Source organism: Arcicella rosea, from assembly GCF_040543805.1.
Lineage (GTDB): Bacteria > Bacteroidota > Bacteroidia > Cytophagales > Spirosomataceae > Arcicella > Arcicella rosea.
Genome location: NZ_JBEUMS010000001.1, coordinates 726,712 through 746,126, shown reverse-complemented (window position 1 = coordinate 746,126; position 19,415 = coordinate 726,712). Strand labels below are relative to the sequence as shown.

13 protein-coding genes are annotated in these 19,415 nt (G+C 36.2%); 9 read left to right on the top strand and 4 right to left on the bottom strand.

The features are described 5' to 3' along the window. Positions 1-32: 32 nt before the first annotated feature. From ABID42_RS03350 to ABID42_RS03315, 8 genes are all read left to right on the top strand, one after another. Positions 33-2,267, top strand: a complete 2,235-nt coding sequence (locus ABID42_RS03350; protein WP_367282421.1) for an FG-GAP-like repeat-containing protein — start codon at positions 33-35, stop codon at positions 2,265-2,267. 32 nt (positions 2,268-2,299) lie between these two features. Next, positions 2,300-3,529 carry an MFS transporter gene (locus ABID42_RS03345; protein WP_367282420.1) on the top strand — a complete coding sequence of 410 codons (1,230 nt, stop codon included), beginning with the start codon at positions 2,300-2,302 and terminating at the stop codon, positions 3,527-3,529. A gap of 282 nt (positions 3,530-3,811) precedes the next feature. Then, positions 3,812-4,357 carry a carboxymuconolactone decarboxylase family protein gene (locus ABID42_RS03340; protein WP_367282419.1) on the top strand — a complete coding sequence of 182 codons (546 nt, stop codon included), beginning with the start codon at positions 3,812-3,814 and terminating at the stop codon, positions 4,355-4,357. A 3-nt stretch (positions 4,358-4,360) separates the two neighbouring features. Beyond that, positions 4,361-4,909: a carboxymuconolactone decarboxylase family protein gene (locus ABID42_RS03335; protein ID WP_367282418.1), complete on the top strand. Its 549-nt coding sequence runs from the start codon at positions 4,361-4,363 to the stop codon at positions 4,907-4,909. Between the two features lie 518 nt (positions 4,910-5,427). Beyond that, positions 5,428-6,579, top strand: a complete 1,152-nt coding sequence (locus ABID42_RS03330; protein ID WP_367282417.1) for a DUF3179 domain-containing (seleno)protein — start codon at positions 5,428-5,430, stop codon at positions 6,577-6,579. Positions 6,580-6,998: 419 nt separating this feature from the next. Further along, entirely contained in the window at positions 6,999-7,856 is an 858-nt protein-coding gene (locus ABID42_RS03325; RefSeq protein WP_367282416.1) for a transporter, read from the top strand. Positions 7,857-7,900: 44 nt separating this feature from the next. Continuing rightward, positions 7,901-9,403 (top strand): vanadium-dependent haloperoxidase, encoded by a 1,503-nt coding sequence (locus ABID42_RS03320; protein ID WP_367282415.1) that lies wholly within the window; start codon positions 7,901-7,903, stop codon positions 9,401-9,403. 115 nt (positions 9,404-9,518) lie between these two features. Further along, positions 9,519-10,685, top strand: coding sequence for a hypothetical protein (locus ABID42_RS03315; RefSeq protein WP_367282414.1), 1,167 nt, complete (start codon positions 9,519-9,521; stop codon positions 10,683-10,685). Positions 10,686-10,743: 58 nt separating this feature from the next. On the opposite strand, the gene ABID42_RS03310 is transcribed toward ABID42_RS03315, so the two are convergent. Then, complete coding sequence (locus ABID42_RS03310) at positions 10,744-11,019, bottom strand: hypothetical protein (protein WP_367282413.1); 276 nt, start codon at positions 11,017-11,019, stop codon at positions 10,744-10,746. 148 nt (positions 11,020-11,167) lie between these two features. Between ABID42_RS03310 and ABID42_RS03305 the strand changes: the two genes are divergently transcribed. Beyond that, positions 11,168-16,705, top strand: a complete 5,538-nt coding sequence (locus tag ABID42_RS03305) for an alpha-2-macroglobulin family protein (RefSeq protein ID WP_367282412.1) — start codon at positions 11,168-11,170, stop codon at positions 16,703-16,705. Positions 16,706-16,748: 43 nt separating this feature from the next. Here ABID42_RS03305 and pnuC read toward each other — a convergent pair whose 3' ends face one another. From pnuC to tatC, 3 genes are all read right to left on the bottom strand, one after another. Then, positions 16,749-17,336, bottom strand: coding sequence for a nicotinamide riboside transporter PnuC (gene pnuC, locus ABID42_RS03300; protein ID WP_367282411.1), 588 nt, complete (start codon positions 17,334-17,336; stop codon positions 16,749-16,751). A gap of 65 nt (positions 17,337-17,401) precedes the next feature. After that, on the bottom strand, positions 17,402-18,079 hold the full coding sequence (gene nth / locus ABID42_RS03295) for an endonuclease III (protein ID WP_367282410.1): 678 nt from the start codon (positions 18,077-18,079) through the stop codon (positions 17,402-17,404). A 360-nt stretch (positions 18,080-18,439) separates the two neighbouring features. After that, positions 18,440-19,285 (bottom strand): twin-arginine translocase subunit TatC, encoded by an 846-nt coding sequence (tatC, locus tag ABID42_RS03290; protein WP_367282409.1) that lies wholly within the window; start codon positions 19,283-19,285, stop codon positions 18,440-18,442. Positions 19,286-19,415: the final 130 nt, after the last annotated feature.

Here is a 19,415-nt window from a genome sequence, read left to right as displayed (position 1 = left end):
CAACGTTGTATTTTATCCAAATTACTAAAACTATGAACTTAAAATATTGTACTTACACTTGCTTATGCTTGGCTTTATTGGTAGGTCAATCATGTGGATTAATTCCAAATTCTAACGATAAAATGGTTAAGCATTTAGCAGATACTTACGATAAATATTATGTTAAAGAAAATACTTTTTGTCCTGAGGCAGAATTTATCTTCTTTGATTCGATGGCAACCAAACATCCAGATCCAGAAATGAGATTGCGTGCAAGCTTTTTCAAAGCCAATGGTTTCCTGAAGCTTGGTCAAGAACAAGAAGCGAATCTTGCATTTGAACAATTATTGCAAAACACCAATGCCGATCACAGACATTATACAGAAGTATTAAAAGGCTATGCCATTTCGTATTTACGAATGGGAGAACGCCAAAACTGTATCAGCAATCATTCTTCAGAATCTTGTATTATGCCTATTAAAGATGGTGGCGTGCATCAAAATAAAACAGGTTCAAGAAAAGCGATTGAAGTTTATCAAAAATTACTTCAACAAGATAATCAAGATTATGAGTCAAGATGGTTATTGAATATTGCCTATATGACACTTGGTGAATATCCGTCAAAAGTGCCTTCACAGTGGCTTATTCCTAATTTAGATAAAGATAATTCTGGTTATGCTGTAAAAGCATTCACGGACATTGCTCCCAATTTAGGTCACAACAAACGTAATATGGCGGGAGGAGTAATTATCGATGATTTTAATAATGATGGTTATTTAGATATTGTTACTTCTGATTGGGGATTAAAAGGAGCGATGCACTATTTTAAAAACGACACCAAAGGTAGTTTTACTGATTGTTCAGTTATTTCAGATTTGGGGCGTTTCAAAGGTGGTCTGAATATGGTACAAGCAGATTATAATAACGATGGTTTTCTGGATATTCTGGTACTAAGAGGAGCTTGGATGGGCAAATTTGGCAAACAAGCTAATTCTTTACTCAGAAATAATGGCGATAATACTTTTACAGATGTTACAGTAGAAATTGGACTTTTTTCAGAACATCCTACGCAAGCGGGCGTTTGGAGAGATTTTAATAATGATGGCTGGTTAGATTTATTTATTGGCAATGAAAATGGAGGACTTGATGACTATAACCCATGTGAATTATACATGAGTAATAAAAATGGCACTTTTACAGAAGTAGCTTCCATTGCAAAATGTCAAGTAGTTGATTTTGTAAAAGGTGTTAGTGCTGCCGATTATGATAATGACGGACTTCAAGATATTGTTATTTCGGGTCTTCAAGGCAGAAGAACTTTATTGAGAAATACAGGCTTGAAAAATAAAATTCCTCAATTTGAAGATGTTACTGAAAGAGCAGGTTTGGGTGATGTTCGAGTAAGTACATTCCCGACTTGGTTTTGGGATTATGACAACGATGGCTGGCAAGACATTTTTGTTTGTGGCTATGAATTTGAAAAATCTATTGCTTACTCGGCAGGAACAGAAGCTTTAGGTATTCCGAATAAAGCGGGCAAAATGTACTTATACCATAATAACCATGATGGTACTTTTAGCAATGTATCCGAAGAAGCGGGTTTAAATAAATCTGTTTTTGCGATGGGTTCAAATTTTGGAGATATTGATAACGATGGCTATTTGGATATGTACTTAGGAACAGGTAATCCAGACTACAAATCGCTTGTGCCTAATCGCCTTTTTAGAAATATGGGCAATGGTACATTTGCAGATGTTACAGTTTCTAGCAGAGTAGGGAATTTGCAAAAAGGACATGGAGTAGCCATTACCGACCTTGACAATGATGGAGACAATGATATTTTTATCGAAGTAGGAGGAGCATACATTGGCGATTCTTATAATAATTCGCTCTACCTAAATCCAGGTCAAAACGATAATCGTTGGATTAATATTCAATTAGAAGGTTCAGAAACCAATCGTTCGGCAATAGGCACTCGCCTAAAAGTAACTTTCCGAGAAAAAGGCATAAAGAGAGTACTTCATCGTGAAGTAAATTCTGGAGGAAGTTTTGGCTCATCAGCTTTGAGAAGAGAAATCGGTATCGGACAAAGTAATTTAATTGATGAAGTAGAAATTACTTGGGCGAAAACTGGGAAGAAACAAGTTTTAAGAAATCTGAGACCCAATCAGTTCATTAAAATCAAAGAAGGAAGTAATGCTATTGCTAAAGTCAATATCAAAAAAACAATTTTCTTAAATCAAAATACATCAATACCAATTTGTGATTCAAAAGGAATGATTCTTTGATAAACAAGCCTAAAACCATTAATCATATTTTTATGGAAATTGCTATAACCGATACTAAAACGCAGTCTCGTACTACCATTGCTTTTGCTGTTTGTATGCTTTGCTATCTTTTAGGAGGCACTGTGGCTACTTTGATGTCCGTCAATTTACCTGTTGCTATTCCTGAATTATTAGGCAAAACACCTTCTGTCGATGAATTAGGAAAAATTGGAGCTTATTTGAATGCCTCTTTTATTTTTGGATGGATGTTTGGCGGATTGACTTTAGGTATTGTGAGTGATAAAATTGGTCGTATCAGAACCTTAGCTTTTTCAGCAGGAATCTATGGATTATTTACTTTATTGACCGTTTTCGTTGCCAATTGGGAAAGTCTGTTGGTATATCGTTTCTTTACAGGTTTAGGTGTAGGTGGGGTTTTACTTATCACCACCGTTTATATTTCAGAAATTTGGGATACTAATACTCGCCCAGTTGCTTTAGGCATTTTAGCAGTTTCATTTCCTATCGGCATTGTATTGACAGGCGGTTTGAACGTACTATTTGGTAATTGGCGGGAGTCGTTTTGGCTTGGTATTATTCCAATCTTGATGGCATTTGTAATTGTGCTTTTCTTACCTGAATCTTCAAGTTGGCAAAGCGGAGGCATAAATAAGAATAAGGAACAAGAAAGTATTTTTTCTACTATCAATGGTAAAAAACTACTGATTGGCTCTTTGATTTTTGGTTCAGTGTTGATTGGACTTTGGGCTATTTTTTCTTGGCTTCCAACTTGGGTGCAAGGTTTATTAGCAAATACTTCCTCCGATGGACAAAAAGAGCGTGGACTAACGATGATGCTTTTAGGAATTGGTGGCATTATTGGCGGAATGCTTTCTGGATTTTTAATCAAAAAAATAGGCTCACGGACTACTTTGATTCTTACTTTTTCAGGTTGTTTTATCGCTTGTTTGTTGTTGTTTACCACCAACTCAAGTTTTACGCCCATCATTTATGTAGAAACAGCTTTACTTTCTTTATTTTTCGGAATAAGCCAAGGTTCTCTTTCTAGCTATATCCCAACACTTTTTTCAACGACAATTCGGGCAACAGCTACAGGTTTCTGTTTTAATATCGGAAGGTTTTTTACTGCCACCGCCGTTTTTTTTGTAGGAAGTTTAGTTACAGTATTTGGAGGAATCGGCAATGCCCTACTGTCTTTTTCGATTACTTTTTTAATTGCTTTGACTGTGGTTTATTTTACAGAGAATAAAGGAATTGAGTGATTTAGCGAATGAGTGATTTAGTGATTATTTCTCTCTTAAAATCAATACTTTAACTATTTTGAATGCCTTTAAAATGATTCTTGACCAAAGTATTCGGATTTAATATCATAAAATCCGTAGCGGCAAACCCTTGCGGTTGCCGTTTCACCGTTTCGAGCAAGGCAACCGCAAGGGTTTGCCACTACATTTTTTAATAAAAGAAACTCATTCATTTTTAGCATTATTTAATCAAATCAAAATCTGCTATCCAAATAAAATAACTCAAAACTATTACTCTTATTTATGCCACATATACAACTTCCAGAAAATGTACCCGGCATCCGAAGTTTGGTCATGTATCGACCAGATACAGGTAAGCCACTTTATCAATTAGCACAAATTTTATTACGAGACGATTCTCCGTTGAGTCAGGCTGAAAGAGAATTAATTGCTACTTATGTTTCCACACAAAATACTTGTACTTTTTGTTCTTCTAGCCATGCGGCGGCAGCAAGATATTTGTTCCAAGATGAAGCTCAAACGGTTGATTTAGTGTTGGAAGATTATCAAAATGCACCCATCTCTGATAAATTAAAAGCTTTATTAAACATCGCTGGAAAAGTGCAAACAGATGCTAGAACCGTAAGTGACGAAGATGTACAATTAGCTCGTTCCTTCGGAGCAAACGACCGTGATATTCATGATACTGTATTGATTGCCGCTACTTTTTGTATGTTCAATCGCTATGTGGACGGACTCGCTACACTTACACCGACAGATGTCGATGTTTATGCACAAATGGGTGAGCGAATGGGAACTTTAGGATACGTTTTACCAACAAAAGCTTAAATCATGGCACATATTACATTGACCGAAGAATTACCGGGAATTCGTGGATTACTGGCATTTAGTCCGAAAACGGCGAAACCATTAAATGCTTTAGCAGAAGCGTTACTTCGTACAGACGAAGGCTTGACGAAAGGAGAAAGAGAACTAATCGCCACTTTTGTTTCATCTTTAAATGACTGTTTTTTCTGTCAGAATATTCATGGGGCAGTAGCGCAATATTATGCGACAGAAGATGAATACTTAGTTCAAAAAGTAAAGGCTGATTATCAGACCGCACCCATTTCTGATAAATTAAAAGCACTTTTGAGTATTGCTAAAAGTGTACAAAAAGGGGGGAAGTTTGTCACTGAAAATCAAGTAGAAAAAGCCAAAGCATTAGGTGCAAGTGATTTTGAAATACATGATACTGTTTTAATCGCCGCTGCCTTTTGTATGTTTAATCGGTATGTGGATGGTTTGGCTACTTTTGCTCCCGATAATCCAGCAATGTATCAAGCAAGAGCTAAAAAGATTGCTGAAGAAACGGGTTATGCTAATTCATCTCCAAACTAAAAAAGAGGTCTAAAATTCCATAATACTGGAAATTTAGACCTCTTTTTTTTAAATATTTGTTGGAAATAGACTTTATCTTCAAAAAAAAAATTAAGAAAAGAAATTTAAAATCTTGATTCAGGGGCTTATAATGAGCGATTTAAGGCAAAAAAGAGATTAGTTCTTCCACGATTCTAAAATTAAATTCAAAATATTGGAAATTTTTTCCAGTTATTTGGATTTTTCAAAAAAATACTTTTATCTTTGTTATGTAAATAAGAAAAATCAAAGTATTTCTAAAATAAATCTCTTTTTCTGTTTTCCTCTAAATTGAAGATATTCATAAAATTAGAATTGGGAATATTACAAACTTTACACGGATTATACACGTGTAAAGTTTTAAAAAACTCAATCTAATCTAAGTTATTAAGTATTTATAAATGGTTAATATTTCAAACTCTACCTATCAGATTGATATGTAGAGTTTTTACTTACAAGGCATTTCTATTAATTAAGATAATTCAACGATATAAAATTGAATGAAAAAACTATTCTATTTAGGTGTTTTAGGGGTCATCATTTTTGAAATCCTGAATGTTTATTTCATTATGCCCATGCCGGGAAGCCAGCAAATGCGTAGTATAGACATTGCTTACTTTCTTTACACTTGGCGTTGGATATTTAGAGGCATATTTGGAGCAATGATTGTGCTTGGCATTTTACCTGCCTTTCAACAAGCTCGTTGGCTTACTTTGTTGGGTATTTTATTAGCTACTGGTGTTTGTTATGCTTTTAATTTCAAAATGGCGGCTGATGCCATGTTTGAAGAAACCCAAGCTTTAAGTATGAAACCTGCCAATGAAAACCAAATAAAACTCGACAGAGTAATTATTGGTGTTGAAATCAATGGAGAAGCCAAAGCTTATCCAATTTCACAGATTATCTATCATCATCAAGTGCGTGATACTTTAGCTGGTAAACCTATCATGGTTACTTATTGCTCAGTTTGTAGAACAGGAAGAGTATTTGAACCGACTGTTAACGGTAAACCTGAAACATTCAGATTGGTTGGGATGGATCATTTCAATGCTATGTTTGAAGATAATACCACTAAAAGCTGGTGGCGTCAAGCTAATGGTGAAGCCATCACAGGAAAACTAAAAGGTACGATGTTACCAGAACTTGCTTCACAGCAAGTATCGTTAGACACTTGGTTGAAGATGTATCCAGCCAGTACAATCATGCAACCTGATTTAAAATACAAAGAAGAGTACGACAGTACAGCCAAATATGAATCTGGAAGGTCAAGAAAAAAACTTACTGGAACGGATTCTTTATCATGGAAAGATAAATCGTGGGTAGTGGGTATCCAAATTGGGAAAGAAAGTAAAGCTTTTGATTGGAATCGCTTGAAGAAAGAAAGAATTATCCAGACCAACATTGGGAATGAGGCAATTCTATTGGTTTTGGCAAATGATAATAAAAGTTTTTTTGCCTTCAAAAGCCCAACCAATAATGGCAAATTCACTATCAAAAATGATACTTTGATGGATGATAAACTTCGTTATAATTTAAAAGGAGAAAGTATTGATCAAAATAAAATGGTACATATTTCACTTGCCAAAGTAAACGCTTACCAAGAGTTTTGGCATAGTTGGAAAACGTTTCATCCTAATACTCAACAATATTAGTACTACAAGATTACAAGTGAAAATGAATAGTTCTATACCTTTTCTTTCAATGCTTCAATTCAACTCGCTCAAGTTATCTTGATTTTATTCAGTAATAAATGTATAGAATTTCCAGTATTGTGGAAAGTGGCATTCTTTAGAATGAAATCTCTTAGATGAACCTCCGTAGAAACACTTAAAAAATCAGCTAAAAAGTAGCTGTACTATACAATACTAGTAATAAGTGTATTTTTATTTATACTTTTTTGATAAAAATATTTTATTTCCAAATAATCCAATATTTTTTCCCTTTGTTTGGAATTGACTTTTGTATTCCATAATTTTGGAAGAGAGTCCAATTTAAAGAAACTAATCATTACAAAATGAAGAAACATTTACTAACATTTACTTGTACTTGCTGCTTACTATTTTTCACTAAAATGAGTTTTGCACAAACAACTCAAGATGGCTTGATGATGTCAAAAAATGAGTTGTGTTTGGTACTTAATTACGATAAAGAATCTTGGAATCAATACTGGGAAGGCGAAAGACTTCGTAACAATCTTAATATCGGTACACTTTCTACGCAAATGGCTTCGTTCATGGCAGCTTATGGTGTTACCGAAAAATTAAACGTTTTTGCCGTTTTGCCTTATATCAAAAACGAAGCTTCGGCTGGAACGATGACTGGTTTACAAGGAGTTCAAGATTTGAATGTTGCAGCAAAGTATAATTTCTTTTCTTATGGCAAAATGCAATTATTCGGAGTAATCGGTGCATCTGTCCCTGTGACGAATTATGTGCCTGATTTCTTGCCTTTCTCAATCGGATTGCATTCTAAAACAGCTTCAGCTCGCCTTATTGTACATCAATTATTGCCTTATGGTATCCATATAACTGCGCAAGGTGGTTACATTGCTAGAAGCAAAACTAAGGTTGACAGAACCAATTACTATACTGGTAATGAAATAGAATATAGCCACGAAATGGCTGTACCTGACCAGGTAAGTACTTCTTTAAGAATTGGTATGAATAAAAAAGCTGTATTGGCGGAGGCTTTTATCGACAATATTACTGCAACAAGTGGAACGGATATTCGCCGTTACGATATGCCTTTACCTGCTAATAAAATGGACTGGACTCGTGTTGGTGTTTTTGTTACTTGGCATACTCCGATTGAGAACTTTTCTGTAAACGGACACTTCTCGCATGTAATTGCTGGTAGAAACGTTGGCAAAGTGGAGGCTTCTTATGGCGCTCAATTACAATACATTTTGAATTTTAAGAAAAAGAAATAGTCTATCAGTAGCCATTTCATTCTGACAATTATCCCCATAGCATCATGAAATCAAGAATTTTATCTATATTTTTTATTAGCCTTTTTGCATTATCTTGTTCAAAAGAAGTTGAAAGAACATCACTTCGCCCATTAGTCCCAACAAGTAATGAGCCTAACGCTGGTACTTGGAAAATGTATTTCGGTGTAGCAACCGACTATGCAGTTCCAGCACCGAAAGAAACAAGTTCTGCTGAATACAAAGCTGAATTAGCAGAAGCTCAAAAAGTAGCTTCAAATTTAACTGCTGAACAAAAAAGCGCTTTAACATACTGGCAAGTAGGCGCAGTAGGTCGTTGGAACGAAATTGCTCGTGAACTTATCGCAAGATATAACCTTGCACCAGAACCAAACGAAAACGGTACTTATTCAGCACCGAACTCTGCAAAACCTGATACTTTACCTTATTTCCCATTTGCCAATCCTCCTTATGCTTCAAGAGCTTATGCTTTAATTAGTGTTGCGCAATACGATGCTTTGGTAGCAACTTGGGCTTATAAATACAAGTACAACAGAAAAACAAATACAGATGATTTACCAGATTACCCTTCTGAAGAAGCAGTAATTGCAGCGGCATCAAGTAGAGTATTGAAGTTTTTATTCCCAGGAAGTTATCCAACACAATTGATAGATAATAAATACGAAGAAGGTCGTAAAGTAGGTATTTGGGCAGGTAAAAATGTACAAAGTGATGTTGATGCGGCTGATGTTTTAGGAAAAGCAGTTGCTGATAAAATCATTGCTTATGCTAAAACAGATGGTACAGGTACTGCTGGTGGAAACCTTACTATTCAAGCACAAATGGCTGAAGCAGCTGTAGCAAGAGGATTAAAAACAGCTTGGAAAAGCCTTGATATTCCTTCTCGTCCGGGTATGTTAATGAGATTTGGAGAAGTAAAAACTTGGAATTTCGATAAAGCAACTCGTGATGCTATTCGTCCTGCTGCACCTCCAGCTTTAGATTCAGATGCTTTCAAGAAAGATCTAGCAGAAGTAAAAAATTATTCTGAAAATATTACTCGTAAACAATGGTCGATTGTACAATTCTGGGCGGATGGCTTGGGTACTTCAACGCCTCCGGGACACTGGAATCAGATTGCGATGGATTTAATCAGAGATGCGAGTATGTCTGAAATCAGAACAGCAAGAGCTTTAGCATTGATGAATACTGCTATTCATGATGCAGGTGTTTGTTGTTGGGATACCAAATACTACTATTTTTATCCAAGACCAAACCAAGTTGACCCAAGTATAAAAACTGCGACAGGAACGCCGAATTTCCCAAGTTTCACTTCTGGACACTCAACGTTTTCGGCAGCAGCAGCTTCGGTACTTTCTTATCTATTCCCAAGTCAGCAAACTAGTTTAGATGCAATGGCTAAAGAAGCTTCTGAATCAAGAATTTATGGCGCAATTCACTACCGTTTTGATTGTGAAGTAGGTTTAGTTTGCGGCAAGAAAATCGGTGATTATGCCGTAGCACGTGGAAAAGCCGATGGTGGCAATTAGTGAGTGATGAGTTTTGAATGTTGAATTGTGGAATACAAAAACACACAATTCAACATTCGTAATTTACAGCTGAATAAGAACATTCTTCTCTTTTAAATATCCAAAAAATAATTTCATGAAAAAAACTTTACATTCTTTAATGATTGTGGCTACTGCATTGTTCATCAACGAACAAGCTAACGCACAAGGTTGTGTAGCTGTTCGCCAAATGGGCGGTATCAATGCAATGTCAGCTTCTTCTTCTTACAACCTTTCAAAAGGTGAAATTCAAGTAGGAGCAAACTACCGTTACTTTCACTCTTGGCGCCATTTTGTTGGTACTGAAGAACAACCGCAACGTCAAACATTAGGCAATGCTGTGAATATTTATCAACATGCTGTTGATTTCAATGTATCTTATGGACTGTCTAGCAGATTGCAGTTAAATGCTACTCTTCCGTTTGTAAATTCTGAACGCTCGCAAACTTTAACATTAACAGCTGATGCTGCAAGTAAGAAATTGACTCGCTATAGCGTAAGTGCTGGTGGTTTAGCCGACATCCGTTTTGGAGCAAACTATTGGTTAATTAAACCAGAAAATGCGCATAAAGGTAATGTCATGATTGGGGCTGGTATCAAATTAGCCACAGGAAGCTATACAGCTACTGATGATGCTTTGCAAACTGACGGTACTAAGAAGAATGTAGTGATGGACCAAGCCATTCAACCGGGTGATGGTGGCGTTGGTTTTTCTTTGGAATTCCAAGGATTCAGACAAATTCATAGAAATATCTACGCATTTGCAAATGCTTATTATTTATTCAGTCCACAAGAATCAAATGGTTCTTTCAAATCTGCACCAAAAGCAGGTTTAGAAGGGTATAATATTTATGCTTCGCCAGACCAATACTTTGCTCGTGCAGGGTTTATGACAGCAGTAGGTAAAAAGCAAAATTTTGCCTTCTCATTAGCTGGTAGATTTGAAGGAATTCCTGCTTACGATGCTTTCGGTGGTCAAGTAGCTTATCGTCGTCCGGGTTATGTTGTTGCCATTGAGCCGGGTGTTACTTATCGTACAGGTCAACATACATTTAGTTTGTTTGTGCCTTACAACTTTATCAAAAATCGTATTCAAAGTGCAGCGGACATTGCAGATCAGAACTTACAAAACTCTAAAATTACTGACCCTACAAAATACGTTCACGTACAAGGCGATGCTGCTTTTGCAGATTATTCAATCAGTTTAGGTTATTCATACAGAATTGCCAAAAAAGCAAAAGTACCAACTTGGAAAGTAAACTAACAATTCTTGAAATGAGTACAATTGTTTAACCTTAGAATATTTAACGTATCAAAAGAGATTATTCCGAAAGGAGTAGTCTCTTTTTTTGTTTTAAGAAACCAGCCAACCTATCTTTCCCATTGACAAACCCATCAAAAAGAATCAAGAATCCATCTCTGAGATAGGTCATTCCATCTTTTTGATAGGTTTGCCTATCTTTTTCACGCAATTTTCCGTATAAAAACGAAGAAAGCAGCAATATTGAATTCCCTATAATTATTCCGTCAATTGTTTCGTTCCAATAAATAATGAAAGGAATGCCAATTAAAAACCTTCTTTCAAAAAAATTTGACACTATCCGCCACAATTGACCGTTTACTAAATTTACATAAAGATTTATGTTTAAAAAATTGAAAAATCATCAAAATTTCTGAACTTCTCAGCAGATTTTTACAAACCCATTTAATTCTGTTTTTCGATTTGCTAAATCGACTCAAAGCTCTATGAAAACCTCTTTGTTTCGCCCAAAATCGGGTATCTACTTCCTGCTCATTTCTTTCTTTTTATTGTTTTCTTGTTCAAAATTTGGAGATATTTCTATCCGAAATATGAATTTTGAAGATGAAGTGCAGCTTACGCAAAACCTTGTGTTTACTTTTAGTAAGGATTTGGTCAAAGAATCAGATTTGAATACTTGGTCGTCTGAGCCACTGATTGAATTCTCACCCAAAGTAGAAGGTAAATTTAAGTGGACTGCCACCAACGAATTGGTGTTTTCGCCTGCTGTTGGTTTTGAACCTGCTACCGATTACTCGGCAATGGTATTGAAAACTATTCTGGCAAAAGCTGAAAAAGATTTGGGTTTGGATGTCGATAAAATCAAGTTTCATACGCCTTATTTGAAAGTAGAAAATATAGAATCTTTCTGGACAAAATCAAGAGAGGACGGACAGGCTACAGCGATGTTGAAAGTGAATTTCAATTATCCTGTCAATCCACAAGAATTGGCAAAAGTATTGGTTTTGACGGATGAAGACGGCAAGCAACAAGAGTTTCAAATCACACAATCTGGTGCTTTGGCAAATGTGTTAGTGAAGCTAAAAAATCAAAGTGATGCAAGTGGAAAGTCGTTTAAAGTGACGATTGAAAAAGGGCTTTCGATGCCTAATTCTAACTTTGAAACGCCAGAAGAATTAAGTCTAGAAACGACTTTACCCGATATAAAAACATTAGAAATCATTGATGTTCAACATGGTTTCGAGAGTAATCAAGGTTATATAAAAGTAATTACCAACCAAAGTGTGCCGACTGAGTTTTTACAAAATATGTATGCTATTGAAGCCGATGGAGGTACAAAACAGCAAGAAGCAGTAGAAGAAGCGGTGATAGAATATGATTCTACGGGAAATCCTATCGAGAAAAACATTGAAGTAAAAGTACCCGAAAAGACGAACCTGACAATGAGTACCAAAGTCGAAACGATAGATAATGGTTTTATTATTCGTGGAGATTTTAATGAAAGTGATAATTATATTCTGACAATCAATAAAAACATCAAAGGTGTAATGGGCGCAAGTTTGTCAGAAGATTATATCAAAGATTTATACTTTGGGCAAATGCCTGCTTCTATTGGTTTTGTGAATAAGAAAGCCATTTACTTATCGTCAAAAGGAAATAAAAATATTGCCATAAATATCGTTAATACACCCAAAGTGAATGTAAGAATTGCCAAAGTGTATGAAAATAACATTTTGCATTTTATGAAGAATGGGCGTTATCAAGATTATAACGACTACAATGAAGAAACGGACGAATACAAAGCAGGTTCGTTTATGTACGACACCGATGAATCGGGGCAATATTCGGATGTGATTGTTAATAAAACGGTTGAAACTTCTAACCTGAGCAAAGTAAAAGGCGTGCGTGCCTTGAATTTATCTTTGCCAGAACAGAACAATATCAAAGGTATTTACTTAGTCAGTTTGAATTCAAGTGACGAATATTACAACAGTGCGACTAAATTGGTGAGTATTTCAGACATTGGTTTAATCATGAAAACTTCTGAAAACGAAGTAGTCGTTTTTGCTAATTCTATCAAAACGGCTGACCCCATGCGTGATGTAGAAATCCGTTTGGTTTCAAGTAATAATCAAACCATTCAAACTGCCAAAACAGATTCAAAAGGCATTGTTATTTTTAAAGATTTAAAAGCTTCTGGCTTTAAAGTAGCGATGATTTCGGCACATACTGCCGACGATTTCAATTACTTATTAATGGATGGTTCTCAAGTAGAAACCTCTCGTTTTGATGTAGAAGGCAAACGTGATAATACTTCTGGTTTTGAAGCCTTTTTGTATGGCGACCGTGACATTTATCGTCCGGGCGAAACTATTAATATGAATACCGTTATTCGCAAGCAAAACTGGGAATCGGTTGGAGAAATTCCTGTGAAAATTCGTCTTTTGTTACCTAACGGACGAGAATTCAAAACCTTTAGAAAAGAAACTAATCCACAAGGAGCTGTCGCTTTATCAATTCCAACAAGTACTTCTTCGATTACAGGTACTTACGTTCTTGAAGTACTGAATGCCAACGATGTTTTGTTGGCTTCCAGAAATATTGCGATTGAAGAATTTATGCCCGATAGAATTAAGGTTGATGTAAAAGCCAACAAAGAGTTTTATCGCAATGGCGAAACTATTCAAATTGCAGCTACAGCACAGAATTTATTTGGACCACCTGCTTCAAATCGAAATTACGAAATGGAAATAGAGCTGAAAAGAAAACGCTTTGAAGCTAAGGCATTTAAAAACTATATTTTTGATATTCAGGACAATACTAATTTTGAAGTCATTCAAAGGGAAGGTGTAACCGATGCCAATGGTATGGCAAAAGAAAACTTTCTAATTCCTGCTACTTATAGCAACATGGGTGTGTTGGAAGCTAAAACTTTTGTAACAGTTTTTGATGAAACGGGTCGCCCAGTAAACAGACTCAAAAAGGTTGATGTTTTCACACAACCCGTATTTTATGGCATCGGAATGCCCGATACTTATATCAGTACCAATGTGCCCGTACAAATTCCTTTGGTAGCTTTGAATAAGGATGGAAAACTTGCTAATGCAAGTGGTAAAGTAGAAATTGTTCGTTTTGAATACCAAACTGTTATTCAGAAAAATCCGAATAATACCTTGAAATATTCTTCTAAAAAACAGACGAAAGTTGTCTATTCAAGGGCTTTATCTTTTGAAAATGGTAAAACTACTGTGGCTTATGCTCCGCCAGTTTCGGGTGAATACGAAGTAAGAGTACATAGCGAAGGAGCGAAGTCTTGGACGGCACAAAGTTTTTATGCTTATGGTTTTGGTAGTACTCAAAACAGTTCTTTTGAAGTCAACAACGAAGGACAAGTAGAAATGGAATTTGATAAAGAAAAGTACAATGTAGGCGACAAAGCCAAAGTTCTCTTCAAAACGCCTTTTGCTGGAAAATTGATTGTTACGATTGAAAGAAATCACGTGTTAGAAAATTTTGTGATTGAAACCGACAAAAAATCGGCAGAGTTGAGTTTCCCAATTCGGAAAGAACATTTGCCAAATGTGTATGTTTCGGCTACGCTGATTCGTCCTTTAGACAATGCCAATTTACCGCTGACTGTAGCACATGGTTATGCGCCAGTCATGGTAGAAGAACTTGATAATCAATTACCGATTGAAATTGTGGCGGTTGAAAAATCTCGTTCAAAAACCAAACAAAAAATCACCATTAAAACCAAAGCCAATACAGAAGTAACGATTGCGGTAGTGGACGAAGGTATTTTGCAATTGAAGAATTTCAAAACGCCCGACCCTTACAAGCATTTTTATCAAAAACAGGCTTTAGAAGTAAACAGCTTTGATTTATATCCTTTCCTTTTTCCAGAATTATCTATTTCGGGAAGCTCGTCGGTAGGTGGCGATGGTTATGATTTGGAAAAAAGAGTCAATCCACTGATTAATGGCAGAGTAAAATTAGTAGCGATTTGGTCGGGCATTGTGAAAACTGGTTTTGGCGGAGAAACTACTTTTGAAGTTGATATTCCACAGTTTTCGGGCGATTTACGCATCATGGCAGTCGGCTACAAAGACGAAGCTTTTGGCTCGGCCACTAAAAACATGAAAGTTGCCGACCCATTGGTGGTAAGTACGGCTTTGCCAAGATTTGTTTCGCCTGATGATGAAATACAAGTACCCGTAAATATCACCAATACTACCAAACAAAATGCTTCGGTAAGCACCAATATTACTTTATCGGGCGGATTGTCAGTTACAGGATTAAGAACGCAAAATTTGGTTATTCCAGCAGAAAGAGAAGGTAGAACTTATTTTTCTGTAAAAGCAGGAGCGATGACTGGTAATGCCGTAGTAAACGTTACGGTAAATGGTTTGAAAGAAAAGTTTACTGAAAAAATAGATTTAACCATTCGTCCAAGTACTTCTTTGATGAAAACTGCTGTTTCGGGTGTTGTAAATGGTGGCGGAACGGCTTCGGTAAATTTGGTGCATGATTATTTACCAAATAGTATCAGTTCTGAAATTACTTTGAGTAAATCGCCAATGGTGCAGTTTACCAATCAGTTCCAAAGTTTGTTAGACTATCCTTATGGTTGTGTAGAACAAACTACGGCTTCGGCTTTTCCACAATTGTACTTTGCCGATTTGGTAAAACAAATTCAGTCGGGCAAAAAGCCTTATATGAAAACGGGCGATAATCAGTTGAATCCACGCTTTAATGTAGAAACTACCATTCGTAAATTAGAAACGATGCAATTGCCAAGCGGAGGAATGTCGTACTGGCAAGGTGGAGAGCGTGAATCTTGGTGGGGTTCTGCTTTTGCAACGCACTTTTTGTTGGAAGCTCAGAAGAATGATTTTGAAGTAAACAATACCACTTTAGGCAAATTGATTGAGTACCTCAGTAATCAATCCAACACAAAAAAGACCGAAAACGAATATTATTATCAAGGAAATGGCTTTACGACAAAAGTAATTGCAAGCCGAGAGACCATTTATAGTTTGTACGTTTTGGCTTTGGCTGGCAAACCCAACCGTTCGGTCATGAATTATTACAAAGCCAATCCGAATATTTTAACAACTGACGAGAAGTATTTATTGGCTGCCGCTTATAGTTTGATTGGCGATGTAAGAAGTTACTCTGCCATTTTACCGAAAAATTATGCTTTTGAACAAACTGAAAAGCAATCTGGCGGAAGTTTCAGCTCACCGATTAGAAATCAGGCTTTGGTATTGAATACTTTGATTGATACCGACCCGAATAATATTCAGATTCCGACTTTGGCAAGACAACTTTCCACAGTACTCAAACAAGAACGTTGGCTAACTACGCAAGAGCAATCTTTTGCCTTTTTAGCTTTGGGTAAATTGGCGAAAAAAGCCAACGCAAGCAACATTACGGCTTCGCTGACTACGAATGGAAAAGTGGTTGGTAATTTTACCACAAAAGATTTATTAGTCAAAAATATCGGTACTCAGTCGCAGATTCGCACACAAGGAAAAGGGAGTTTATATTACTTTGCTCAAGCAGAAGGTTTGAGTGCTTCGGGCAAATACGAAGAAACGGACAATATTTTGAGAGTGCGTAAGCAATTCTATACTCGTTCGGGGCAACCTTTGGGCGAAGCTAAATTCAAACAAAATCAATTGATTGTGGTAAAAATTACTTTATCCACATCGAATGGTTTGAATGTGGATAACGTAGTGGTAACGGATATGCTTCCAGCAGGTTTGGAAATTGAAAACCCAAGATTGAATGCAGATAGAGATTTAGTATGGATAAAAGACCAAAGTACGCCAGAGCATTTTGATATTAGAGACGATAGAATTAATTTCTTCACCAATGTTTCCGACAAAGCCCAGACTTTCTATTATTTAGTAAGAGCTGTTTCAAAAGGCAAATTTCAAATGGGACCTGTTTCGGCAGATGCGATGTATCGTGGAGAGTACAGAAGTTATTCAGGCGGAGGTGTTGCGGTGGTAGAATAGAGTGAGAGCATTGAGATTTCGGATATTCTTCCGAAATCTCAAATCACAAATCCAACATTAACCCTTGGCTTTTCTTCCAGTCTTGATAACCTTTCATTGCCAAAACTAATAAAAGTAAATACAATAGACTTGTTCCGTAAAGCCCTTTGTATAAGTACATTCCTGTATAAAAAAAGTCTGCGCCAATCCACAAAATCCAGTTTTCAAGGTATTTTCTTGCCATCATCCATTGAGCAATTAAACTTATTGCCGTCAGTCCCGAATCTACATAAGGCAAACTAGCATCAGAATATTTGCTGTGCATATAACCTGAAGCCAATGTGAAAGCTAAAAAAATCACAGAACAAGCGAGCCAAAATTTAGTAGGCATTGTAGTAACTGGCAATTCTGTTCTTTCTTTACCTCCAAAAAGCCATTGATACCAACCATAAATACTTAAAATGATAAACACTACTTGCAATTCCATATCTGAATACAATTTGAATTGCCAGTAAATCACTCCATAAATCCCAGAAGAAACAATAGCCCAAAACCAACCCCAAATATTTTGGCGAGTATTCAACCACACACAAATTAATGTTGTGAGTATCCCTAAGCCTTCTAACCAGTTTTGTTGAATGTATTCTTGCATGATTATCTAATTTGAAAATGTGAGAATTTGAAGATTTGAAAATAAAAAAGCTCATAACTCAAAGCTTAAGGCTTTTTGCTACTCTTTTCTTTCATCACCTTCTTTTCAAGTGCTTCGTAGTATTTACAAAGATGTTTCAACGCACATTCTCCACATTTTGGACTTCTTGCTACACAAATATATCGACCATGAAGTATCAACCAGTGATGCGCTACTGGTACAGATGCTTCTGGAATATATTTAATCAATTCCTTTTCAACCGCTAAAGGAGTAGTTGCTGTTTTGGCGACTAAACCGATCCTGTGAGATACTCTAAAAACGTGTGTATCCACCGCCATTGCGGGCTGATTATAAATCACCGAAACAATTACATTTGCAGTTTTACGACCAACACCCGGCAAAGTTTGCAATTCTTCAATAGTGCTTGGTACTTCTGAATGATATACTGAAACCAAACGTTGTGCCATGCCAATTAGGTGTTTGGCTTTATTGTTCGGATAAGAAATCGAGCGGATATAATGAAACACTTCATCAAATTCAGCTTTTGATAGTGATTCGGCATCGGGGAAACGTTCAAATAAAGCTGGCGTTACCATGTTCACACGCTTATCAGTACATTGTGCTGATAAGGATACCGCTACCAATAATTCATAAGGCGTGCGATAATGCAATTCCGTTTCTGCAATCGGGAAGTTTTCGGTGAAATAAGCGATTAGCTTTTGATAACGTTCTTTCTTGAGCATGGTATGGGTATAATTTAAACATGAATTATCCAGAATTCCCTTTAAAGTAAAGAGTTTTAGAAGAATTCAAAGGTTTTTGAATTTATTCTAGTCCTTACTTTTCTTTCATCAAGGAAAGAAAAGTAACCGCAGCGGCGGCCGCAAAAGAAAATCAAGAATTCCTAAACTCGCTTCGCTCAAACAGTAGGAATTCGTTTGTCCATCAATCATAAAAAAACGGTCAAAAACTAATTTAAGACCGCTTTTGTAATTTTAAAATTCGAGATAACTCATGTTCGAGAATATTAAATTTTATGTTGAAGAATATTTAAGTTTTAGGTTATCAAAAACCTTATCAACTCATAGACTCATAAACTTCACTTACAACATTTCTGCTTCACGCTGGCGGTTTACTCTTGCCGAAACAATAATACTTACTTCATATAAACCCAATAATGGAATAGTGACCAATAATTGAGAAATCATATCTGGAGAAGGCGTAATAACTGCGGCAACAATCAAAATCACAACGACTGCATGACGACGATATTCTCGCATAAATGATGGCGTAAGTACTCCAACTCGTGAAAGTACATAAGTAATCATTGGTAATTGGAAGGTTAGTCCGCAAGCCAAAGTCATCATCGAAAGTAATGAAATATAATCACTAATATCGAATTGGTTTTGGATAGATTCGTCTAATTTAAAGCTTGCCAAAAAGTTGATTGCCATTGGCGAAACTACAAAATAACCAAATGAAACACCCATGAAGAAAAGTAATGAAACCCAGAAAACTGCTCCACGAGCCGCCTTTGCTTCTGTAAGTTTTAAGCCTGGTTTTACAAAGCGCCAAATTTCCCAGAAAAAATAAGGGAAAGAAAACAACAAACCCACAAGGATTGATTGTGTAAGCGCCATCATAAACTGACCTGATACTTCTCTACTTTGTAAAATAAAATTCGCTTGTGTAAAACACAATCCCTCTACGCCCGTAGCATCTGCTAGTTTACAAAGCATTCTGTTCGTCCAAAATTCAGATTTTGAAGGCCCCATAATTACTTTTCCAAAGATTTCTTTTTGGAAAATCCATGCGATAATTGTAAATATCAAAATAGAGGCTACCGAACGTAAGATATGCCAGCGGAGTTCTTCGAGGTGGTCAAGGAAGGTCATTTCTTCACCTTCTGTTTCGTCTAATTCTTTGTCAGATTCTTGGTCTAAAGCCATTTGTTGAATATTAATTTGCTATTTTAGGGTAAGGATTTCTCTTAAAATTTCCTTTTTACTTGCCTTGAAAAAACCATTGCTCAACTACAAAGAAGCAATGGTATAATTGTTCTGATGCAAAAGTACATCA